At 73.6% G+C, this 20,460-nt stretch carries 20 protein-coding genes; 9 read left to right on the top strand and 11 right to left on the bottom strand.

What is annotated here, in order from left to right; all coding sequences use genetic code 11:
- Positions 1-68: 68 nt before the first annotated feature.
- On the top strand, positions 69-986 hold the full coding sequence (locus ACH01S_RS42600) for an aggregation-promoting factor C-terminal-like domain-containing protein (RefSeq protein ID WP_246236621.1): 918 nt from the start codon (positions 69-71) through the stop codon (positions 984-986).
- Positions 987-993: 7 nt separating this feature from the next.
- Here ACH01S_RS42600 and ACH01S_RS25350 read toward each other — a convergent pair whose 3' ends face one another.
- From ACH01S_RS25350 to ACH01S_RS25335, 4 genes are all read right to left on the bottom strand, one after another.
- Entirely contained in the window at positions 994-2,394 is a 1,401-nt protein-coding gene (locus tag ACH01S_RS25350) for a class II fumarate hydratase (RefSeq protein WP_067896379.1), read from the bottom strand.
- Between the two features lie 94 nt (positions 2,395-2,488).
- The gene (locus ACH01S_RS25345; RefSeq protein ID WP_083981121.1) at positions 2,489-3,739 is read right to left on the bottom strand and encodes a serine/threonine-protein kinase; all 1,251 of its coding nucleotides are present in this window, start codon (positions 3,737-3,739) and stop codon (positions 2,489-2,491) included.
- A 156-nt stretch (positions 3,740-3,895) separates the two neighbouring features.
- Positions 3,896-5,536 (bottom strand): fumarate hydratase, encoded by a 1,641-nt coding sequence (locus ACH01S_RS25340; RefSeq protein ID WP_067896374.1) that lies wholly within the window; start codon positions 5,534-5,536, stop codon positions 3,896-3,898.
- Between the two features lie 29 nt (positions 5,537-5,565).
- Positions 5,566-6,495 carry a DMT family transporter gene (locus ACH01S_RS25335; RefSeq protein WP_067896370.1) on the bottom strand — a complete coding sequence of 310 codons (930 nt, stop codon included), beginning with the start codon at positions 6,493-6,495 and terminating at the stop codon, positions 5,566-5,568.
- 114 nt (positions 6,496-6,609) lie between these two features.
- On the opposite strand from ACH01S_RS25335, the gene pdxR reads away from it, so the two are divergent.
- Both pdxR and ACH01S_RS25325 read left to right on the top strand, forming a co-directional pair.
- Positions 6,610-8,028, top strand: a complete 1,419-nt coding sequence (pdxR, locus tag ACH01S_RS25330) for a MocR-like pyridoxine biosynthesis transcription factor PdxR (RefSeq protein WP_067896367.1) — start codon at positions 6,610-6,612, stop codon at positions 8,026-8,028.
- A gap of 29 nt (positions 8,029-8,057) precedes the next feature.
- A complete protein-coding gene (locus ACH01S_RS25325; protein ID WP_067896365.1) occupies positions 8,058-8,288 on the top strand; it encodes a hypothetical protein in 231 nt (76 codons plus the stop codon).
- 60 nt (positions 8,289-8,348) lie between these two features.
- On the opposite strand, the gene ACH01S_RS25320 is transcribed toward ACH01S_RS25325, so the two are convergent.
- The 3 genes from ACH01S_RS25320 to ACH01S_RS25310 all read right to left on the bottom strand — a co-directional run bounded on the left by ACH01S_RS25320 (position 8,349) and on the right by ACH01S_RS25310 (position 11,501).
- Entirely contained in the window at positions 8,349-9,596 is a 1,248-nt protein-coding gene (locus ACH01S_RS25320) for an MFS transporter (RefSeq protein WP_067896362.1), read from the bottom strand.
- Positions 9,597-9,700: 104 nt separating this feature from the next.
- Entirely contained in the window at positions 9,701-10,498 is a 798-nt protein-coding gene (locus ACH01S_RS25315) for an ABC transporter permease (RefSeq protein ID WP_067896359.1), read from the bottom strand.
- Positions 10,499-10,547: 49 nt separating this feature from the next.
- Entirely contained in the window at positions 10,548-11,501 is a 954-nt protein-coding gene (locus tag ACH01S_RS25310) for an ABC transporter ATP-binding protein (RefSeq protein ID WP_174564911.1), read from the bottom strand.
- Between the two features lie 85 nt (positions 11,502-11,586).
- Here ACH01S_RS25310 and ACH01S_RS25305 point away from each other — a divergent pair, with 85 nt between their 5' ends.
- Complete coding sequence (locus ACH01S_RS25305; protein WP_067896356.1) at positions 11,587-12,207, top strand: DUF1707 SHOCT-like domain-containing protein; 621 nt, start codon at positions 11,587-11,589, stop codon at positions 12,205-12,207.
- A 19-nt stretch (positions 12,208-12,226) separates the two neighbouring features.
- Here the strand turns inward: ACH01S_RS25305 and glpX are convergent, their stop codons facing one another.
- Positions 12,227-13,192 (bottom strand): class II fructose-bisphosphatase, encoded by a 966-nt coding sequence (gene glpX / locus ACH01S_RS25300; protein ID WP_246236678.1) that lies wholly within the window; start codon positions 13,190-13,192, stop codon positions 12,227-12,229.
- A 321-nt stretch (positions 13,193-13,513) separates the two neighbouring features.
- On the opposite strand from glpX, the gene ACH01S_RS25295 reads away from it, so the two are divergent.
- Together ACH01S_RS25295 and ACH01S_RS25290 are read left to right on the top strand one after the other, a co-directional pair.
- Entirely contained in the window at positions 13,514-14,179 is a 666-nt protein-coding gene (locus tag ACH01S_RS25295) for a TetR/AcrR family transcriptional regulator (protein WP_083981119.1), read from the top strand.
- Between the two features lie 20 nt (positions 14,180-14,199).
- Positions 14,200-14,919 carry a DUF4245 domain-containing protein gene (locus ACH01S_RS25290; RefSeq protein ID WP_083981118.1) on the top strand — a complete coding sequence of 240 codons (720 nt, stop codon included), beginning with the start codon at positions 14,200-14,202 and terminating at the stop codon, positions 14,917-14,919.
- A 15-nt stretch (positions 14,920-14,934) separates the two neighbouring features.
- Here ACH01S_RS25290 and ACH01S_RS25285 read toward each other — a convergent pair whose 3' ends face one another.
- Positions 14,935-15,171, bottom strand: a complete 237-nt coding sequence (locus ACH01S_RS25285; protein WP_067896350.1) for an exodeoxyribonuclease VII small subunit — start codon at positions 15,169-15,171, stop codon at positions 14,935-14,937.
- A 10-nt stretch (positions 15,172-15,181) separates the two neighbouring features.
- Complete coding sequence (xseA, locus tag ACH01S_RS25280; protein ID WP_067896347.1) at positions 15,182-16,396, bottom strand: exodeoxyribonuclease VII large subunit; 1,215 nt, start codon at positions 16,394-16,396, stop codon at positions 15,182-15,184.
- A 130-nt stretch (positions 16,397-16,526) separates the two neighbouring features.
- Here xseA and ACH01S_RS25275 point away from each other — a divergent pair, with 130 nt between their 5' ends.
- Together ACH01S_RS25275 and ACH01S_RS25270 are read left to right on the top strand one after the other, a co-directional pair.
- Entirely contained in the window at positions 16,527-16,952 is a 426-nt protein-coding gene (locus ACH01S_RS25275; RefSeq protein WP_306303260.1) for a MarR family winged helix-turn-helix transcriptional regulator, read from the top strand.
- A gap of 20 nt (positions 16,953-16,972) precedes the next feature.
- Positions 16,973-18,241, top strand: coding sequence for an MFS transporter (locus tag ACH01S_RS25270; RefSeq protein WP_148344316.1), 1,269 nt, complete (start codon positions 16,973-16,975; stop codon positions 18,239-18,241).
- Positions 18,242-18,304: 63 nt separating this feature from the next.
- On the opposite strand, the gene ACH01S_RS46565 is transcribed toward ACH01S_RS25270, so the two are convergent.
- Positions 18,305-19,174: a DUF8129 domain-containing protein gene (locus ACH01S_RS46565; RefSeq protein ID WP_067896344.1), complete on the bottom strand. Its 870-nt coding sequence runs from the start codon at positions 19,172-19,174 to the stop codon at positions 18,305-18,307.
- 317 nt (positions 19,175-19,491) lie between these two features.
- Between ACH01S_RS46565 and ACH01S_RS25260 the strand changes: the two genes are divergently transcribed.
- Positions 19,492-20,457, top strand: coding sequence for a 4-hydroxy-3-methylbut-2-enyl diphosphate reductase (locus ACH01S_RS25260; RefSeq protein WP_067896341.1), 966 nt, complete (start codon positions 19,492-19,494; stop codon positions 20,455-20,457).
- Positions 20,458-20,460 lie beyond the last annotated feature (3 nt).

Below are 20,460 nucleotides of genomic sequence, written 5' to 3'. Positions count from 1 at the left end.
ACACCGCGGAGCCGTGGCGGGCGGCGGCTCCCTCCCCGACCTCCGACCAGGCGCGGCACCCGGCCGAGGTGCCCCTGGTCACCCAGGCGCAGCCCGCCGCCCAGGACACCCTCGCCGCGCCCGCCGCCCCGCACGAGGACGACGTCAAGGTCGCGGGCGAGCGGCCCCGGACCGGCGGCGCGCCCTCCGGTAGCGCGCCCTCCGGCGACACGTTCGGCTTCGAGGCGGCGCCGCCCGCCGAGCCGCTCGGCGGCGGCTCCGGACCCGGGGACCGCGACGAGATCACCTCGCGCGGCCCGGCGCCGCGCCGCGCGGGCCGCTCCGGCGGCGGCGCGGGCAGGCGCAACGGGGTGCGGATCGCCGCGATCGCGGCGGGCGCCGCGGTCGTGCTCGGCGGCGCGACCGCCGGCGCGCTCGCGCTGACCGGCGGCGGCTCCGACGACGGCACGCAGACCGTCCGGCCGACCAAGCAGCTCGCCGACGCGGCGGCGCCGAAGGTCGACCCGAAGGTGCTGGAGGAGCAGCGGCGGCAGCTCGCGCTGGAGCGCGCCTCCCGCGAGACGCGCGAGGACGGCGGCAAGGGCCCGTCCCTGCTGCCGAAGGGCAAGCCGCTCCCCACGAAGACGCCGAAGCCGGGCGGCGGGGGCGGCACCGGCGGCGGGCCGACCGGCGACCCCGTCCCGGCGGGCGAGGCGCAGCGGATCGCGAAGGGCCTCCTGCCGAGCTACGGCTTCGGCGGCTCCGGCCAGTTCGGCTGCCTCGTGAACCTGTGGAACAGGGAGAGCGGCTGGAACACGCACGCCGCGAACCCGTCCGGCGCGTACGGCATCCCGCAGGCGCTGCCCGGCTCGAAGATGGCGAGCGCCGGCCCCGACTGGCAGAACAACGCCACCACGCAGATCAAGTGGGGGCTCGGCTACATCAAGAGCCGCTACAAGACGCCGTGCGGCGGCTGGTCGCACTTCCAGTCGGCGGGCTGGTACTAGACGCGGGCTAGGCGCTCGGCGGGCGGGTCATGCCGAGCACGTCGAGCGCCTCGTCCAACTGCTCGACGGTCAGCCTCCCGTCCGCGACGTAGCCGCGTTCGAGGACGACCTCGCGGATCGTCCGGCGCTCCCGCAGCGCCTGCTTGGCGACCTTGGCCGCCTCCTCGTACCCGATGTACCGGTTGAGCGGCGTCACGATCGACGGGGACGACTCGGCGTACTCGCGCAGCCGCTCGACGTCGGGCTCGATGCCGTCCACGCAGCGGTCGGCGAGGAGCCGCGACGCGTTCGCCAGCAGCGCGACCGACTCCAGCACGTTGCGGGCCAGCATCGGCAGCATCACGTTCAGCTCGAAGCTGCCGGAGGCCCCGCCGAACGCGACCGCCGCGTCGTTCCCGACGACCTGCGCGGCGACCTGCGCCACCGCCTCCGGGATCACCGGGTTCACCTTGCCCGGCATGATCGACGAGCCGGGCTGCAGGTCGGGCAGCCGGACCTCGGCGAGCCCGGCCCGCGGGCCCGACCCCATCCAGCGCAGATCGTTGGCGATCTTGGTGAGGCTCACCGCGATGGTGCGGAGCGCGCCGCTCGTCTCGACGAGGCCGTCCCGGGCGCCCTGCGCCTCGAAGTGGTCGCGGGCCTCGGTCAGCGGCAGCCCGGTCTCCCGGACGATCTCCGCGATCACCCGCGCCGCGAAGCCCGGCGGGGTGTTGATCCCGGTGCCGACCGCCGTCCCGCCGAGGGGCAGCTCCGCGAGCCGCGGCAGGACGGCCTCCAGCCGCTCCACGCCGCGCGCGACCTGCGCCGCGTACCCGCCGAACTCCTGGCCGAGCGTGACGGGCGTCGCGTCCATCAGGTGGGTGCGGCCGGACTTCACCACGGTCGCGAACTCGTCCGCCTTGCGGGCGAGCGCGGCGTGCAGATGGCGCAGGGCGGGCGTCAGCTCGTTCAGGACGGACGAGGTCGCCGCGATGTGGATGGACGAGGGGAACACGTCGTTCGACGACTGAGAGGCGTTCACGTGGTCGTTCGGATGGACCGGACGGCCGAGCCGCTCCTCCGCCAGCGTCGCGACGACCTCGTTCGCGTTCATGTTGGACGACGTCCCCGACCCGGTCTGGAACACGTCGACGGGGAACTGGTCGTCCCACCGGTTGTCGGCGACCTCCCGGGCCGCCTCGGCGATCGCCGCCGCGACGTCCGCGTCCAGCACGCCGAGCTCGGCGTTGACGACCGCCGCCGCGGCCTTGATCCGGCCGAGCGCGGCGATGTGCGCCGCCTCCAGCGTCCGCCCGGAGATCGGGAAGTTCTCCACCGCGCGCTGCGTCTGCGCCCGCCACTTCGCCGCCGCCGGGACCCGGACCTCGCCCATCGAGTCGTGCTCGACCCGGAACTCCTGCTCGTCCATCGGAAGCCTCCCCTAGCGTTCACCGCCGTCCTTCATGGCAGCCAGGCGGGTGGCTCACGCATTCCCCGGGGTGAGGCTCCTCACTCCTCGCGGGTCACTCCTTGTTGAGGGCGTAGCTGCGGCGCTCGCCGGGGGTGCCGAGGGGCTTGCGCAGGCCGTTGACCCAGACGTCGCAGGCGGACGCGTCGTAGATGACCGCGTTGATCCGGGGCTGGTCGTACTGGCGGGCCTCGCTCTCGCGCAGGGTCTCGTCGCTGAGCACGGCGCCGCCCGGGACCGACACGAAGATCTTGCAGGCGGAGTTGCGGGCGCGGACGACGAGCGTGCTGGTGGCGACGCCTGCCGGGACGTCCTGCACGCCGCCCGCCGGGGTCGACGCCTCGGTCGGCGACGGCCCGGGGCTCTCCCTCATCATCCCGACGATCAGCGCGGTGGCGCCGATCCCGCAGGACGCGACGGTCGCGCCGATCAGCCCGATCACGACCATCACCCGGTAGCGGGGCGTCGGCGGGCGGCGGCCGGTCCGCGGCCCGGCCAGGGCACGCTCCAGCCGGTCGACGGCGCGGGCGTGGCTGAGCCTGCGCGTCGGGTTCTTCTCCAGCAGCCCGGTCACGACCGAGGTGAGCGCGCCCGCGTTCTGCGGGGACGGCGTCGACTCGTTCGCGAGCGCGCTGAGCGTCGCCATCACGTTCTCGCGCTCGAACGGCGGGCGGCCCTCCAGCGCGGCGTACATCGTCGCGCCGAGGGACCACAGGTCCGAGCGCGGGGTGGCCTTCTCCCCGGCGGCGACCTCGGGCGCCACGTACGCGGGCGAGCCCATGAAGTGGCCCGTCTTCGTCAGGCTCGCCGAGCCGGACGAGAACGCGAGCCCGAAGTCGGTGAGGACGACGCGGTCGCCGTCCAGCAGGACGTTGCTGGGCTTGAGGTCGCGGTGGACGATCCCGGCCTTGTGCGCGGTGCTGAGGGCGTCCAGCAGGGCGCGGCCGATGTGCGCGACCCGCTCGGGCGGCAGCGGGCCCGAGCGCTCGATGAGCTGTTCGAGGCTCGGCGCCTCGATCATCTCCATCACGATCCAGGGCCGGCCCTGCTCGATGACCACGTCGTACACCTCGACGATGGAGTGCGTGCGCAGCTGAGCGGGCGCGCGCGCCTCCCGGAGGGTGCGGCGGTAGAAGACCACCCGGTCGTTCTCGGAGAGGTTCTCGGGGAGCCGCAGCTCCTTGATCGCCACGGCGCGATCGAGGAGCTCGTCGTGCCCTCTCCACACGGTGCCGTTGGCACCCTGACCTATCTCCGAGACCAGCCGGTAGCGCGTCGCTAGAACGAGGCGCTCTGACTGTGACATGGCGGAAAAGATACCGGAGTGGCCAGGCGGTCATCCGCGAGACCTCATGACCAACTTGGATTTCCGGCCGTTAAAGTGATCTACCAGCAAGAAACCGTCAGCGGTGGTCAAGCCGGAACTCGCCGTCCCCGGTTTCGGGCCTCCCCGCCAGGGAGTTCAGCGCCTTCCGATGGTGAGGACGGGCCCGCTCGTGTCGGCGAAGAAGTCCTCGCCCTTGTCGTCCACGACGATGAAGGCGGGGAAGTCCTCGACCTCGATCTTCCAGACGGCCTCCATGCCGAGCTCCGGGTACTCCAGGACGTCCACCTTCTTGATGCAGTCCTGGGCGAGGCGGGCGGCCGGGCCGCCGATGGAGCCGAGGTAGAAGCCGCCGTGCTCCTTGCACGCGTCCGTGACCTGCTTGGACCGGTTGCCCTTGGCGAGCATGACGAGCGAGCCGCCCGCGGCCTGGAACTGCTCGACGTAGGAGTCCATGCGCCCGGCCGTCGTGGGGCCGAACGAGCCGGACGCGTAGCCCTCGGGCGTCTTGGCCGGTCCCGCGTAGTAGACGGCGTGGTCGCGCAGGTACTGCGGCATGGGCTCGCCCGCGTCCAGCCGCTCCTTGATCTTGGCGTGCGCGATGTCGCGGGCCACGACGAGCGGGCCGGTCAGCGACAGCCGGGTCTTCACCGGGTAGCGGGTCAGCTCGGCGCGGATCTCGTCCATCGGGCGGTTCAGGTCGATCCGGACGACCTCGTCGTTCAGGTGCTCGTCGGTGGTGTCCGGGAGGTACTGGGCCGGGTCGGTCTCCAGCCGCTCCAGGAACACGCCCTCGGCGGTGATCTTGGCGAGGGCCTGCCGGTCGGCGCTGCACGACACCGCGATCGCCACCGGGCAGGACGCGCCGTGCCGCGGCAGCCTGATCACCCGGACGTCGTGGCAGAAGTACTTGCCGCCGAACTGCGCGCCGATCCCGAGCCTCTGCGTCAGCTCGAACACCTGGAGCTCCAGCTCCAGGTCGCGGAAGCCGTGCCCGAGCGGGGAGCCGCCGGTCGGCAGCGTGTCGAGGTAGTGGGCCGAGGCGTACTTGGCGGTCTTCAGCGCGTACTCGGCGGACGTCCCGCCCACCACGATCGCCAGGTGGTACGGCGGGCACGCGGCCGTGCCCAGGGAGCGGATCTTCTCCTCTAGGAACGCCAGCATCCGCTTCGGGTTCAGGACGGCCTTCGTCTCCTGGTACAGGAACGACTTGTTCGCGCTGCCGCCGCCCTTGGCCATGAACAGGAACTTGTAGGCGTCGCCCGGGGTCGCGTACAGCTCGATCTGCGCGGGGAGGTTGTTGCCGGTGTTCTTCTCGTCCCACATGGACAGCGGCGCCATCTGCGAGTAGCGCAGGTTCAGCTTCGTGTACGCGTCGTACACGCCGCGCGAGAGGTGCTTCTCGTCGTCGCCGTCCGTCAGGACGTGCTGGCCGCGCTTGCCCATCACGATCGCGGTGCCGGTGTCCTGGCACATGGGCAGGACGCCGCCGGACGCGATGCCCGCGTTCTTCAGCAGGTCCAGCGCGACGAACCGGTCGTTCGGGGACGCCTCGGGGTCGTCCAGGATGCGGCGGAGCTGGGCCAGGTGCGCGGGGCGCAGCAGGTGCGCGATGTCGCGCATCGCCGTCTCCGTCAGCAGCCGCAGGGCCTCCGGCTCGACCTGGAGGAACGTCCGCCCGCCCGCGTCGAACGTGGACACCCCGTCGGAGGTGAGCAGGCGGTAGTCGGTCTCGTCCGGGCCGAGCGGCAGCAGATCGGTGTGGGCGAACTCAGGCATCTCAGACAGTTCCTCGCGCGATCGACGTGTCAGGAGGGTATGGGCTCACAGGTTACGGGCTCGGGCGCCGCGGACTCACGGGGGCCGTGCCGGTCGCCGCGGGCGCGCAGGCCGACGACCACGCCCGCCGCGACCAGGGCGGCGCCCGCCAGGTCCGCCGGGCCCGGCCGGTCCAGCCCGAGCGCGACCGTCGTGACCACCGCGCTGACCGGGATCAGGCCCGCGAACAGCCCGGCGCGGTCGGCGCCGAGCCGTCCGATCGAGCCGTACCAGAGCAGGAACGCGACGGTCGTGACGATCACCGACAGGTAGCCGAAGCCCGCCAGCTCGGCGGCGGTCGGGGTACGGAGCGCGGACGTCCCGTCCGCGGCGAGGCCGACCGCGAGCAGCATCGGCGCGGCCAGCGCGGAGGAGTAGGCCGAGACCCGCAGCGGCCCGAGCCGCGGCAGCAGCGGGACGGCCAGCAGCGAGAAGCACACCTCGCCCGCGAGCGCGCCGAGCGACAGCAGCAGCCCCCGCGCGCTGCCGCCGCCGAACCCGGTGGCGAGCGCGGCCCCGGCCGCCACCACGCACGCCGCCAGGACGAGCCCGGGCGCCGGCCGCCGTCCCTCCTGCAGCGGCCCGGCCAGCGCGAGGACGATCGGCACCGCCGCGATCACGGTGCCGATGGTGGCCGGGCTCGTGTCCCTGGTGGCGGCGACGATGCAGACGTTGAAGGCGACGAGGCCCGTCCCGGCGAGCGCGGCGAGCAGCAGCCAGTCGCGGAGCGCCGGGCGCTCGGGCCGCCCTCCCGCGAACCGCGCCACCGCCAGCAGGATCAGCGCCGCGACCGCGTACCTGGCCGCCTGCCCGCCGAAGACCGGGTAGTCCGAGATGGTCGCCGACACGGCGGTCAGCGTCCCGACGAGGAACATCGCGGTCCCGGCGCCCGCCAGGCCGCGTTTGTACGCACTGTTCATGGAATGGAACGCTAGAAGGCGGTTGGTCCATGCAGAAGGGCCAATCGGCGCGTGCCGACATGGACCAAACGCCGTGTGGTGACGCGCGCACTCCGTCCTGACGCTGAGAGTCATGTGACCGACCTTCATCTCCCGCTCGACCGGACCGCCGGGCGGCTGGCGGCCCAGATCGCCGCCGGCTTCCGCGCCGCCGTCCGGTCCGGCCGGCTCACCGCCGGGACCCGGCTGCCGTCGAGCCGCGACCTGGCGCGCGACCTGGACGTCTCGCGCGGCGTCGTCGTCGCCGCCTACGAGCAGCTCACCGCCGAGGGGTTCCTCGTCGCGCGGCGCGGGGACGGCACCCGCGTCGCGCCGCTGGCCCGTCCGGACGAACCCGGCCCGGCGCCGCGGCGCGTCCGGCACCCGTCGTGCGACGCCACCCCGGAGCCCGTGGTCCAGTACGACCTGTGGCCGAGCAAGCCCGACCTGTCGGCGTTCCCCCGGGAGCGCTGGCTCGCCGCCGCCCGCGCCGCGCTGCGCACGCTGCCGCACGACGCGCTCGCCTACCCGGACCCGGGCGGCGTCGGCGTCCTGCGCGCCGAGCTCGCCGGGTACCTCGGCCGGGTCCGCGCGGCGCACGCCGACCCGTCCCGCGTCGTGATCATGAACGGGGTGGCGCACGGGCTGTCCGCGCTGCTGCGGCTGCTGCGCGCCACCGGGCACACGGTCCTCGCGGTCGAGGACCCGACGAGCGACCGGCAGCTCCCGATGCTGGAGGCGTCCGGGCTACGGATCGTCCGCGTCCCCGTCGACGGCGACGGGCTGGACGTCGCCGCGCTCGCCCGGACCGGGGCGCGGGCCGTCCTCGTCACGCCCGCGCACCAGTTCCCGACCGGGGTCGTGCTGTCGGCGCCCCGGCGGGCGCAGCTCATCGCCTGGGCGCGCGACGTGGACGGACTCGTCCTGGAAGACGACTACGACGCCGAGTTCCGCTACGACCGCGAGCCGGTCGGCTGCCTGCAGGGCGTCGACCCGGACCGGGTCGTCCTGCTCGGCTCGGTGAGCAAGTCGCTGGCCCCGGCGCTGCGCCTCGGCTGGGCGGTCGCGCCGCCGCGGGTGGCCGAGCGGCTCACCGCCCACCGCGGCGTGACCGACCTCGGCGCGCCCGTCCTGGAGCAGCACGCGCTCGCCGAGTTCCTCAGGTCGGGCGGCTACGACCGGCATCTGCGCACCATGCGGCGCCGCTACCGGGCGCGGCGGGACGCGCTGGCGGACGCGCTCGCCGTCCACCTGCCGGACGCGGCGGTTCGCGGCGTGTCGGCGGGTATCCACCTCTACGTGGAACTGCCCGCCGGGTGCGACGAGGAGGCCGTCGTCGAGGCCGCGCTGCGCGCCGGGGTGTCGGTCGCGGGCGCGCGTTCGACGTGGTCGCACGGCCGGGCGGACGGCGCGGCGCCCGCGCTCGTGCTCGGCTACGCGCGGCTGCCGGAGAGCCGCCTGGTCAAGGCCGCGCAACTGCTGGGTCAAGCGGTTGCGGGCGGTGCTCGGGGGTAGGAACAGCATCCCCGGTGTAGGAGGTATGCATGAGTCTGGAAGAGGCCGCGCGGCAGCTCAAGATGGCGGGCCACGACGCGCAGGTGGCCTTCGACTGCGTCGGCCTGGGCGACCTCGAAAGGGCGCAGGAGCACGCCGTCACGCTGCGGGCGGCGGCCGACGCCGCCGAGGTGGCGCTGAGCCGCGCCCTGACCGACCTGACGCCGGAACAGGCCCAGGCCGAGGGCGAGCGCGCGATCAAAGCCCTCGAAGACGCCTGACCCGCACGCCCGAGGGCCCCCGCCCGCGCTCCGGCGCGGGCGAGGGCCCTCGCGCACGCGTCACGCCATCGGACGCTCCATCGCCGGTGCGTCGGGCCGCGCCCCCTCGACCGGGTCCGGGGCGAAGCCCCGCGCCGTCGCGAACACGACCAGGACCAGCGCCGCCGGGACGACGAACGCGATCCGCAGCCCGTGGTCGGCGCTGAGCGGCGCGATCGCCCCGACCACGGCCGCGCCCAGCACGAACCCGACGTAGTTGAAGACGTTCACGCGGGCGACGGCCACGCCGAGGCCGGTCGGGTCGACGCGTCCGGCGGCGGAGAAGGACACCGGGGCGATCACGCTCAGCCCGAGCCCCGCGACCGCGAACGCGGCGATCGCGACGGCGGCGTTCGGCGCCGCCACCACGCCCGCCATCCCGGCGAGCCCCACCGCCCCGCCGAGCCGGACGACCCGCACCGCCCCCGACCGCCGGACGGCGAGGTCCGCGACCGCCCGGCTCACCACCATCGTGACCTGGTAGGCGACGTAGCCGAGCGGCGCGACCCAGTCGCTCGCGGACAGCTCGTCGTCCAGGTACTTGGCGCCATAGCTGGAGATCGCGGAGTCGGCGAGGTAGGCGACGGCCATCGCGGCGCCGACGACGAGGATCGGCCGCCACGGCACCCGGCGTCCGGCGGCCTTCAGCTCGGCGGCGGTCGGCCCGTCGCCCTCCTCGGCGCGCCGGTAGAGCCCGCGCCCGGTGGCGAGCGACGCGACGGCCCCCACCCCGGCGGCGATCGCGAAACCGGCGAACAGCGGCAGATCGATCTTGTTGGTGAGGGACGCCCACAGCCCGCCGAGGATCCCGGCGACGCTCCACACCGCGTAGAAGCCGGTGATCAGGCTGACCCCGTACCGCCGTTCGACCGCGACGGCCTGCGCGTTCATGGACGCGTCCACGGCCCCGACGAACAGCCCGAACGCCGCGACCGCCGCGTAGAGGGCCGCGTCGTTGTCGCCGGTGAGGCCGATCAGCGCGATCGTGACGGCGACGGCGGGCTGGGACGCGCGCAGCACCGGACCGCTGCCGAACCGCGCGAACAGCGCCCCGGACGCGACGCTGCCCACCCCGGCGATCAGCGGCACCATCAGCAGCACCAGCGACAGCGTCGCGTCGCTGAGCCGGTGCGAGTCCTGGATCCGCGGGACCTGCGTGACGAGCGAGGCGAAACAGAGCCCCTGGACCGCGAACGCCGCGTACGCGGCGGACCGGGCCCGGCGGTCCCGTCCGGTGACCGCCCGGCCCGTGCGGCTGCCCTCGCCCATGCCGCCCCGCCCTTCTCCGCCGCGCAACGTGAATAAGATTCGCGTCAGCGTAGGGACAGGTTACGGCACAGGTCAACGCCCCGTCCGGGACCGGTCCCGGACCGTCAGGCGATGAGCCGCCGGCGCATCCCGCGCACGGCGATCAGCCACATCAGCGCGGCGAACGCGATCAGCCCGGCGAGATGCCCGAGGTCGGCCAGCGGGTCGAGGCCGAAGACCGCGTCCCGGACCAGCTCCACGCAGTGGTAGAGCGGGTTGAGGTAGGAGACCTTCTGCGCCCACTCCGGCAGCGAGTCGATCGGGAAGAACGTCCCGGCGATCAGGAACAGCGGCGTCACGACCCCGGTGATCACGTAGTCGAACGAGTTGATCGACGGGACGACCGACGACGTCCACATGCCGAACAGCCCGAACCCGAGCGCGGTGAAGAACGTCACGAACGGGACGAGCAGCATCCCCGGCGCCGGGTCGAGGCCGAAGAACATGCCGACGACGATCGGCGTGCACGAGTACACCGCCGACTTCGCCGCGATCCACAGCGCCTCGCCCGTGACCAGCTCGTGGACGTCCACCGGCGCGGCCAGCATCCCGTCGTAGGTGTGCTGGAACACGCGCCTGATGTAGCCGTTGAACATCCCCGGGAACACCGACGTGAACAGCGCGGCCGTCCCGACCACGCCGGTCGCGACGAAGTCCAGGTACCGGTAGTTCCCGATCACCGCGACCATCGAGCCGAACCCGTAGCCGAACGCGAGCAGGAAGAACGTCGGCTCCACCATCGAGGCGAACGACTGCGACTTCCAGTACCGCTTGTAGAGGGCCAGCTCGTGCCGCCAGATGCCCCGCACCGGCGCCATCTCGAACCGCCGCAACCGCGGCGCCCGCTCAGTCTGGACGCTCATTCCCGCTCCCCGCGGGGGGACGACCCCCCGCACCCCCGGTTCGCTTCGCTCATTCCACTCGCTCCCCAGTCAGCACCACGAACACGTCCTCCAGGTTGGCGGCGCGGCGGACGCCGTCCGGGCCCAGCTCGTCCTCCAGGGACGGCGGGATCGACTCGGCCTTCAGCACCGACACCGACGGGCCGGTGCGGCGGGTCGGCAGCCCGGACGCCCGCGCCAGCCGCTCCACCTCCGTCAGCCGGTCCGGCGGCCCGTAGTGCTCGACGACCCGGTCGCCCGCGTACTCGGCGACGAGGTCGGCGGGCGAGCCCCGGGCGATCACCCGGCCGTGCGACATCAGCGCGCACTCGTCCGCCAGCCGCTCCGCCTCCTCGATGTAGTGCGTGGACATGAGGACGGTCGTCCCGCGCGCCCGCAGCCCGTCGATCAGGCCCCACAGCTCGGCCCTGACCTGCGGGTCGAGGCCGACGGTCGGCTCGTCCAGCAGCACCAGGGCGGGACGGTGCACGAGCCCCCGCGCGATCAGCAGCCGCCGCCGCATGCCGCCGGACAGGTCGTCCACCTTCGTGAACTGCCGCCCGGTCAGGTGCGCGATCTCCAGCGCGTCGTCCACGGCCTGCCGCCGCGCCTTCCGCGGCACCCGGTACAGGTGCGCGAACACCTCCAGGTTCTCGCGGGCGGTCAGCTCCTCGTCCAGGTTGTCCTGCTGCGGGACGACGCCCATCGCCGCCCGCGCCCGCTTCGACTCGCGCGGGACGCCGAACCCCAGCACCTCGATCTCGCCCTCGTCCGCGATCGCCTGCGCGGTCAGCATCTTCATCGTGGTCGACTTCCCGGCCCCGTTCGGGCCGAGCAGGCCGAGGCAGACGCCGGTGGGGACCTCCAGGTCCAGCCCGTCCACGGCGGTGAAGTCGCCGAACCGTTTCACCACGCCGCGGAGGCTGATCGCCGCCGCGCCGGAGCTCGCCTGGGCGGCGGCGATCCGCGCACGTTGCAAGGTCATGCCCTTACAGTAGGAAAATTCGTTGACATAACCCCAACCGTTTTCCGGTGGGGCCCCGGCCCGGCGCGGCGGCTAACCTTCTGGTGTGCCCCACCCCGAAGACCGGCCCCGCCCCGCGGCCGGGAAGGCGACGCCCGTGCGCGACCTGCGCGCGTCCGACGCCGACCGCGAGCGGGTCGCCGCCGTCCTCGGCGAGGCCCTCGCGGACGGCAGGCTCACCGCCGACGAGCACGCCGACCGCGCGGGACGCGCCTTCGCCGCCCGCACGCTCGGCGAGCTGACCGGGCTCACCGCCGACCTCATCCCGGCGGAGGCCCAGCCCATCCTGGTGGACGACCGCCCCGTCTCGGTCTTCTTCGGACGCACCCGCCGCGACGGGCGCTGGGTCGTCCCCGTGAAGCTCCCCCTGCTCGCCATGTTCGGGACGGTCGAGCTCGACCTGCGCGAGGCCGTCCTGCAGCGGCGCCACATCGTCGTCGACTCCCTCGTGCTCGGCGGGCGGATCAGGCTGCTCGTGCCGGACGGCGTCCGCGTCGACGTCACCGGCCGCACCATCCTCAGCACCCGCGACCTGCGCGCCCGCCCGGCGGCCGAGGGGCCGACGATCGAGGTCGGCGGCACGCTGATCTTCGGGTCGGTGCGGGTGCGGACGCCGAAGCGGACGCTGCGCTCGCGCGTGCGGGGCCGCCTCGGCCGCGGCCGCTAGCCGCCGCGCGCCCCGGGGCCTACACGGCGGTGTCGAAGTTGATCGCGCTGTAGGCACGCAGCTTGCTGAGCTGGTGCTCGCTGGAGATCGTCCGGATCGTCCCGCTGCGGGAGCGCATCACGAGCGAGTGCGTGACGGCCGTGCCCTTGCTGTACCGGACGCCGTCGACCAGCTCCCCGTCGGTGATGCCGGTCGCGGCGAAGAACACGTCGTCGGAGGTCACGAGGTCGTCGGTGGTCAGGACGCGGCCGAGGTCGTGTCCCGCCTCCGTCGCCTTGCGCCGCTCGGCGTCGTCCTGCGGCCACAACCGGCCCTGGATCACCCCGCCCAGCGCCTTGATCGCGCACGCCGCGATGATGCCCTCCGGGGTGCCGCCGATGCCGAGCAGCAGGTCCACGCCGGTGCCGGGCCGGGACGCCATGATCGCGCCGGCGACGTCGCCGTCCAGGATGAACTTGATCCGCGCGCCCGCCTCCCGGACCTCCTTGACGATGCCCTCGTGCCGGGGGCGGTCCAGGATGCAGACGGTCACGTCGTTCGGCGAGGAGCCCTTGGCGCGGGCGATCGCGCGGATGTTGTCCGCGATCGGCCGCTCGATGTCGACGGCGTCCGCCGCCTCCGGGCCGGTCACGAGCTTCTCCATGTAGAACACGGCGGACGGGTCGAACATCGACCCGCGCGGCGCCACCGACAGCACCGCGATCGCGTTGCTCATGCCGAGCGCGGTCAGCCGCGTCCCGTCGACCGGGTCGACCGCGACGTCGCACTCCGCGCCGGAGCCGTCCCCGACCTCCTCGCCGTTGTAGAGCATGGGCGCGTTGTCCTTCTCGCCCTCGCCGATCACCACCACGCCCCGCATGGACACGGTGTTGATCAGTTGCCGCATGGCGTTCACGGCGGCCCCGTCCGCGCCGTTCTTGTCGCCCCGCCCGACCCAGCGGGCGGCGGCCATCGCGGCGGCCTCGGTGACGCGGACGAGCTCCATCGCGAGGTTGCGGTCCGGCGCCGCGGGCTCGGTCGCGAGCGGGGACGAGACGCCGGTCTCCTCGGCGGGGGCGGAGACGGCGCCGGCGGAGGCGGCGGCGGAGGCGGGGTTGGACACGGCATCGTGCATGGCGGCGCGGCCCTTTCGGTCGGTGGTCAGTCGGATTCTCCGTGGGCCGGACGTCCGGCAACAAATTGGACCAGACCAGCCGCACCGCGGTGCGTACCGGCACGGATGGCCACGTACGGCCCCGAGACGGATTTGACGGTCGCCCGGGCAAGGGATCGTTTCCCCCTGGGAGAGGGCGTAATCTCAGGCATCATGAGCAGCCACATCGACGTGCCGTCCGGTGAGGTGACGCGGAACGGGGACGCGGCCACCGCCGACACCCCCGCGCGCACCTCCGATCGCGGGGCGGCCACGCGCGGCGCCCTGCTGGCCGCGGCCCGGGACGTCTTCTGCGAGTCGGGCTTCGCCCAGGCCGCGGTGACCGACATCGTCGCCAGGGCCGGCGCGAGCGTCGGCAGCCTGTACCACCACTTCAACGGCAAGGCCGACCTGTACCTGACGCTGTTCGAGGAGTTCCAGGCGGGGCAGCAGGAGCGCACCCGCAAGGCGATCAACGCCGTCCGGGAGGCGGGCGAGACCGACCCGATGCGGCAGTTCATCGCGGGCGCGGGCGCCTACCTCGACGGGTGCCTGGAGCAGCGGCACGTGTCCCGGCTGTTCATCTCCGGCGACGGCCCGCCCGGCTTCGACCGGGTCATGCGGCAGCGGCTCGGCAAGTGGGCGCGCCGCAACGCCGCCCTGTTCCACACCGCCGACGGCGGCGTGGACGAGGCCCTGGTCATGGTGCTGACCGGCGCGATGGCGGGCGCGGTCTCGGAGATCTCCCTGATGGACGACGAGGACGCCGCGCGCCGCCTCGCGGGCGAGATCATGGCCATCGTCGGCACGATCAGGAACCCCCGTACGGGACGGGGCTGACCGTGCGGGATGCTGGAGGGGTGACCGACAAGACCCCGTCCTCCGTCCCGGACGCCGAACCCGCCGCCGCCGAGGCCGCCGACGCCGCCGCGGGCGCGGGCGACGCGCCGCCGGAGGGCGCCTCCGGCGGGCGGCCCGTGGTCGAGGTGAGCCCGGCCGTGCACAAGCGGCTGACCACCGGGCTCGGCGGCTTCGCGATGGCGATGGGCGCCTGCCTGGTGCTCGTCCTCGCGATCTACCTGATCACGCCGCGCAGCGAGAGCGAGGTCGAGCAGTCCGTCGACTACGGCTCGCAGCTCTGGGCGATGCGCAGCGACGCGCCCTACACCGTGCACGCGCCGGAGGGGCTGCCGTCGGCGTGGCGTCCGACCAGCTCCCGGCTGACCGGGCTCGGCTCCGGCGGGAAGGAGCCCGTCGCCTGGCACCTCGGGTTCGTGACGCCGAGCGACGAGTACGCGGCGCTGGAGCAGAGCAACGAGAAGGCGTCGGAGTTCGTCCCGCGCATGGCGAACAGCAGCAAGCCGACCGGGACGCAGACGGTGAACGGCGTCGCCTGGACGACGTACCTCAACAAGGGCAAGAAGGCCAACACCCTCGCCCGCACCCTCCCGGACGGGACGAGCCTCGTCGTCACCGGCACCGCGTCCTACGCGGAGCTCGGGATCCTCGCCGCCGCGCTCAAGCCGCAGGCCAAGAGCGGCGGCCTCACCCCGTCGGCGACCGCGACACCGGGCTCTTAGAAGGGCGCCGCGCTCTTAGAAGGGCGCCGGGGCGTCGCCGTTCTCCGGGCGGTCCAGCGCCGCGGCGAGCCGTGCCCGCGCGCCCTCCAGCCACTCCTCGCAGACGGCCGCGAGCCGCTCGCCCCGCTCCCACAGCGCGAGGGACTCCTCCAGCGTCAGGCCGCCCGCCTCCAGCCGCCTGACGACGTCCGCCAGCTCGTCCCGCGCCTGCTCGTACGACGGCTTGTCCGCCGTCTCCTTGTCCTCGGCCACCCGACCCACCCTATGGCTCCCCGCGCTCGGCCACGGTCACCCCGAGGCGGCCTCCGGCGAGCCGGACGTGCAGCCGCTCGCCGTCCTTGACCTCCGCGGGCTCCCGCACGACCGAGGCGTCCTCGCGCTGGACGATCGCGTACCCGCGGTCCAGCGTCGCGGCGGGGGACAGGGCGAGCAGCCGGGCGCGGGTGTGCGACAGCTCGTCCCCGGCCCGGTCGAGGGCGCCGGACAGGCACCGCCGCGCGCGGTCGCGCAGCGCCGCGACCTGCTCGGACTGCCGCTCGACCTCGCGCACCGGGTCGGCCAGCGCGGGCCGCGAGCGGACCGCCGCGAGCCAGGCCAGCTCCCGCTCGACGGCCCCGGACAGGCAGCGCCGTCCCCGGTCCCGCAGCTGCCGGACGAGCTGGAGCTGCTCCCGCACGTCCGGGACGGTCTTCTTCGCCGCGTCCGTCGGGGTGGACGCCCGCACGTCCGCGACGAGGTCGAGGATGGGGGAGTCCTGCTCGTGGCCGATCGCGCTGACCACCGGGGTGCGGGCGGCGGCGACCGCGCGGACGAGCGCCTCGTCGGAGAAGGGCAGCAGGTCCTCCATGGCGCCGCCGCCGCGGGCGATGACGATCACGTCGACCTCGGGGTCGGCGTCGAGCGCGCGCAGCGCCTCCATCACCTCGCCGACCGCGTAGGTGCCCTGCACGGCGGTGTTCTCCACCCGGAACGCGACGGCGGGCCACCGCCGCCGCGCGTTCTGCAGGACGTCGTGCTCGGCGTCGGAGTCGCGCCCGCAGATCAGCCCGATCTTGCCGGGCAGGAACGGGAGCGGCCGCTTGCGCTCCGGCCGGAACAGGCCCTCCGCCGCCAGCACGCCCTTGAGCCGCTCCAGCCGGGCCAGCAGCTCACCGACGCCGACCGGGCGGACTTCGAGGACGCTGAGCGAGAACGTCCCCCTGTTGATCCAGAAGTCGGGCTTGGCGTGCACGACCACGCGGGCGCCGTCGGCGACGGCGGGCCCGGCCGCCTCGAACACGGCGCGCGGCCCGACGACCCGGACCGACATGTTCGCCACCGGGTCGCGCAGCGTGACGTAGACCGTGCCGCCGCGCGCGTTGAGATCGGTGATCTGGCCCTCGACCCAGATGCGGCCGAGCCTGCCGATCCAGCCGCTCACCGCCTGCAGGACCGTCCGCACCGGGACGGGGGATTCGGCCGTGGTCTCCATCGCCATGCGGGCAGCCTACGGTGCGCGCCGTGACCGGGCGCGCCATGATCCGGTGTGACGGAGGAGACACGCCTCCGGCTTCCAAAGCTTAGACAAGCTAACTTAGACTAGCTAAGTAATTCGAGGAGAGGGTCACGTGACCGCATCCGAACACGACCTCGCCGAACAGCTCAACCGGCTGCTCCGGGACGTCGTGCTGATGCTCAGGCGGGCCAACGCGGACCAGCCGATCACCAGCCAGCAGCTGTCCGTACTCGGCTCCCTGGAGCACGGACCGCGCCGGATGACCGAGCTGGCCGCCGAGCACGGCGTCCGGCTGCCGACTATGACCGCGCAGATCAACCGGCTCGAACGGGACGGCCTGATCGCGCGCGGCCGGGACGGGGCCGACGCCCGCGTCGTCACCGTCCGGCTCACCGGCGCGGGACGCGAGCGGCTCGCCGAGGGCCGGGAACGCCGGATCGGCTTCCTCGCGGACCGGTTCGCGAACCTGACGGACGCCGAGCACGCGGCGGTCGTCGAAGCGCTGCCCGCCCTGCGCAAGCTCCTCGGCCCACCCTGAACTTCTTGACGGAGGTGTCCATGCACGCGAGGCCCGCGGCCAAGGCGGAGAGCGCCAAGGCGGAGAACGCCACGGCTGGGAGCGCTACGGCCAGGGGCGGCGGCATCCTCAGGCAGCCGATGTCGGTGTGGGCGACCGCGTTCGCCGCGGTCGTCGCCTTCATGGGCATCGGGCTGGTCGATCCCATCCTGCCCGCGATCGCCGCGAACCTGGACGCCTCGCCGAGCCAGGTGTCCCTGCTGTTCACCAGCTACTTCCTGATCACCGCCGTGGCCATGCTGGTCACCGGCTGGGCGGCCAGCCGGATCGGCGGCAAGCGGACGCTGCTGATCGGGCTCTCGCTCGTCGTCGTGTTCGCCACGCTGTCCGGGACGTCCGACACGGTCGGGCAGCTCGTCGGCTTCCGCGCCGGATGGGGCCTCGGCAACGCCCTGTTCGTCGCGACCGCGCTCGCCGTCATCGTCGGCGCGGCCTCGGGCGGGGCGGAGTCGGCGATCATCCTGTACGAGGCGGCGCTCGGGCTCGGCATCTCGCTCGGGCCGCTCGCCGGGGCGCTGCTCGGCGACATGAACTGGCGCTTCCCGTTCTTCGGCACCGCGATCCTGATGGCCGTCGGCTTCCTGCTGATCGCCACGCTGCTCAAGCCCACGCCCAGGCCCGCGCGGAAGACGCGGCTGAGCGCGCCGATCAGGGCGCTCGCGCACGGCGGGCTGTCCACGACGGCGTTCACGGCGCTGTTCTACAACTACGCGTTCTTCACGGTGCTGGCGTTCACGCCGTTCGTCCTCGGGATGGGCGCGCACGGCATCGGGCTGGTGTTCTTCGGCTGGGGCGTGATGGTGGCGCTCGCGTCGGTGTTCGGCGCGCCGTTCCTGCAGCGGCGGTTCGGGACCGTCCGGGTCATGTACCTGGCCCTCGGGCTGCTGATCGTGTTCCAGCTCGGGCTCGCCCTGCTCGGGCACGACGGGATCATCGTCTGCACGATCCTGTCGGGGATCCCGATCGGGCTGAACAACACGGCGTTCACCGAGGCCGCCATGGAGGTCTCCGACAGCCCGCGGCCGGTCGCGTCCGCCGGGTACAACTTCGTCCGCTGGATGGGCGGCGCCCTCGCCCCCTACTTCGCGACGAAGCTCGCGGAGAAGGCCGACGCGGACGTCCCGTACTTCGTCGGCGCCGCCTGCTGCGCGGTCGCGATCGGGATCCTCGCGGTGCGCCGCCGCCACCTGAACGCCCTGGAGCGGGTCGACATCGACCACGCCTTCCAGGACGCCCCCTCCACGGCCTGACCCGCGTCCCCATGCGAAAGCCCCGGGACGCTCCGTCCCGGGGCTTCTCGCCGGCGGCGCCGCTCAGCCGTGGCCGTTCAGCTTCGCGATGCGGCGCTCGTACATGCGGACGACGTCCTCGCGGGCGGCGTGCTCGCGCTCGTACTCGCGCAGCAGCTTCACCTGGTCGGCGGACAGGCCGCGCAGGCGCGCGCGGAGCTGCGGCAGCGTGGCGTTGTCGTAGTCGGGCACCGGCAGCTCCGCGGCCTTCGGCTTGTCCGCCTTGGGCTTTTCGGTGGCCTTGGCCTTGTCGGCGGCCTTGGGCTGCTCGGCGGCCTTGGGCTTGTCATCGGCCTTCGGCTTGTCCGCGGCGTCGGCGGGCTTCGGAGACGGTGCGGGCTCCGGCTTCGGCTCGGCGGGCTCCGGCGACGGCGCGGGCTTCGCGTGGCGCCTGCCCAGCGCGCCGGGCCGGGCGGGCTTCGGCGGCGGGCCGGGACGGGCGTGCTTCGGCGTGTGCCGCGTCCCGGTGGCGCCGGATCCGGCCGTCTCGCCCGCCTTGGCCCCGGTACCGGGCTTGCCGACCGAGATCTCGTCCGCGGGCGGCCGCGCCGCGGGCCGCGGCTTCGGCCGCGCGGGCGGCTCCGCGACCTTGGCGCGGGGCGCGGGCGCGGGCTCCGGCTCGTGCTCGCGCTCGTCGCCGCGGACGCGCTCCACCACGCGTCCGACCACCTTTTCGGCCGTGCCCTGGACGTCGTCCCGCAGCCGGCCGAGCACCGGGCGGACGCCGCCGCCCTCGGTGATCTCCTTGTAGTCGCGGGTGACCCGGTCGCCGAGCAGGAGCGCCCGGCCGACCCCGAACATCGCGAGCCGGACGGCGTGCAGCGGGAGGTCGCGGACCTGCTCGCCCACCGTGTCCTGGAGTTGCTCCTTGAGGCGGCGCGGCGATCTCGTCATCGTCTTTCCTCTTCCTTGCCGTGCTGAGCACCGGGTCGGGTCGTGCGCCGGGTCACGCGGCATCTCTCGTCGACGTTCACTCTGCCCCATGGGTGCGATGGCGGTCACCCCGGGGTTAATGGATTTGTGTCCAAAAGCGGCGTGCGGTGAGTCACACGGCGGACGTCCCGGCCGCCCGGCGGGCGCCCCGGTCCGGGACACGTCCCCACAAAACCGCTGGAACCGCCCGCCATACTGCGGCAACGGCGCCGGACGCCCGTGTCCACCCTACGTCCCGTGCCGCGCGGAGCCCGGGAGGCGACTCGTACGATGGGGGCATGACCGCGAACAGCCAGCGCCGTGTCCTGCTCGCCAAGCCGCGTGGTTACTGCGCGGGCGTCGACCGCGCCGTGCAGGCGGTCGAGATCGCCCTGGAGAAGTACGGGGCCCCGATCTACGTCCGCAAGCAGATCGTGCACAACGTCCACGTCGTCAAGACGCTGGAGGAGCGCGGCGCGATCTTCGTGGACGAGACCGAGGAGGTCCCCGAGGGCGCCATCGTGGTGTTCTCCGCGCACGGCGTCGCGCCCGTCGTCCACGAGGAGGCGCAGGGCCTCAACCTGCGGACGATCGACGCGACCTGCCCGCTGGTGACGAAGGTCCACAAGGAGGCGGTCCGGTTCGCCGCCCAGGGCTACGACATCCTGCTCATCGGGCACGAGGGGCACGAGGAGGTCATCGGCACCACCGGCGAGGCCCCCGACCACATCCACCTCGTGGACGGCCCGGACGACGTCGCCAACGTGCACGTCCGCGACCCCGAGAAGGTGGCGTGGCTGTCGCAGACCACCCTGTCGGTCGACGAGACGATCGCCACCGTCGAGAAGCTGCGCGAGCGGTTCCCCAAGCTGACCGACCCGCCGTCCGACGACATCTGCTACGCCACGCAGAACCGGCAGACCGCGGTGAAGGAGATGGCGGCGCGGTCCCAGCTCGTGATCGTCGTCGGGTCGACGAACTCGTCCAACTCGGTGCGGCTGGTCGAGGTGGCCAAGGAGCACGGCGCCGACGACGCCCGCCTGGTCGACTACGCCGAGCAGATCGACCCGGCCTGGCTGGACGGCGTCACGACGGTCGGCGTCACGAGCGGCGCGTCCGTCCCGGACGAGCTGGTCCAGGGCGTCCTCGCGTGGCTGGCCGAGCGCGGGTTCGGCGAGGCGGAGGAGATCGAGTCCGTCCAGGAGAGCATGCGCTTCTCGCTGCCCAAGGAGCTCCGCAAGGACCTGCGCATCACGCCGGTCTGACCT

The organism is Actinomadura chibensis NBRC 106107, assembly GCF_001552135.1.
Classification (GTDB): Bacteria; Actinomycetota; Actinomycetes; order Streptosporangiales; family Streptosporangiaceae; genus Spirillospora; species Spirillospora chibensis.
The sequence above is the reverse complement of the archived record's forward strand: the minus strand, read 5'-3'. Positions and strand labels throughout refer to the sequence as shown.

Bases quoted from the DNA above. Each gene is read 5' to 3' on its own strand.
- ACH01S_RS25335 (WP_067896370.1), bottom strand. From the start codon at position 6,495: ATGAACAGTGCGTACAAACGCGGCCTGGCGGGCGCCGGGACCGCGATG.
- ACH01S_RS46565 (WP_067896344.1), bottom strand. From the start codon at position 19,174: ATGACGAGATCGCCGCGCCGCCTCAAGGAGCAACTCCAGGACACGGTG.
- ACH01S_RS25345 (WP_083981121.1), bottom strand. From the start codon at position 3,739: ATGTCACAGTCAGAGCGCCTCGTTCTAGCGACGCGCTACCGGCTGGTC.
- xseA (WP_067896347.1), bottom strand. From the start codon at position 16,396: ATGGCGATGGAGACCACGGCCGAATCCCCCGTCCCGGTGCGGACGGTC.
- ACH01S_RS25295 (WP_083981119.1), top strand. From the start codon at position 13,514: ATGAGCAGCCACATCGACGTGCCGTCCGGTGAGGTGACGCGGAACGGG.
- ACH01S_RS25260 (WP_067896341.1), top strand. From the start codon at position 19,492: ATGACCGCGAACAGCCAGCGCCGTGTCCTGCTCGCCAAGCCGCGTGGT.
- ACH01S_RS25315 (WP_067896359.1), bottom strand. From the start codon at position 10,498: ATGAGCGTCCAGACTGAGCGGGCGCCGCGGTTGCGGCGGTTCGAGATG.
- ACH01S_RS25325 (WP_067896365.1), top strand. From the start codon at position 8,058: ATGAGTCTGGAAGAGGCCGCGCGGCAGCTCAAGATGGCGGGCCACGAC.
- ACH01S_RS25320 (WP_067896362.1), bottom strand. From the start codon at position 9,596: ATGGGCGAGGGCAGCCGCACGGGCCGGGCGGTCACCGGACGGGACCGC.
- ACH01S_RS25340 (WP_067896374.1), bottom strand. From the start codon at position 5,536: ATGCCTGAGTTCGCCCACACCGATCTGCTGCCGCTCGGCCCGGACGAG.
- glpX (WP_246236678.1), bottom strand. From the start codon at position 13,192: ATGGAGCTCGTCCGCGTCACCGAGGCCGCCGCGATGGCCGCCGCCCGC.
- ACH01S_RS25310 (WP_174564911.1), bottom strand. From the start codon at position 11,501: ATGACCTTGCAACGTGCGCGGATCGCCGCCGCCCAGGCGAGCTCCGGC.
- ACH01S_RS25270 (WP_148344316.1), top strand. From the start codon at position 16,973: ATGCACGCGAGGCCCGCGGCCAAGGCGGAGAGCGCCAAGGCGGAGAAC.
- ACH01S_RS25350 (WP_067896379.1), bottom strand. From the start codon at position 2,394: ATGGACGAGCAGGAGTTCCGGGTCGAGCACGACTCGATGGGCGAGGTC.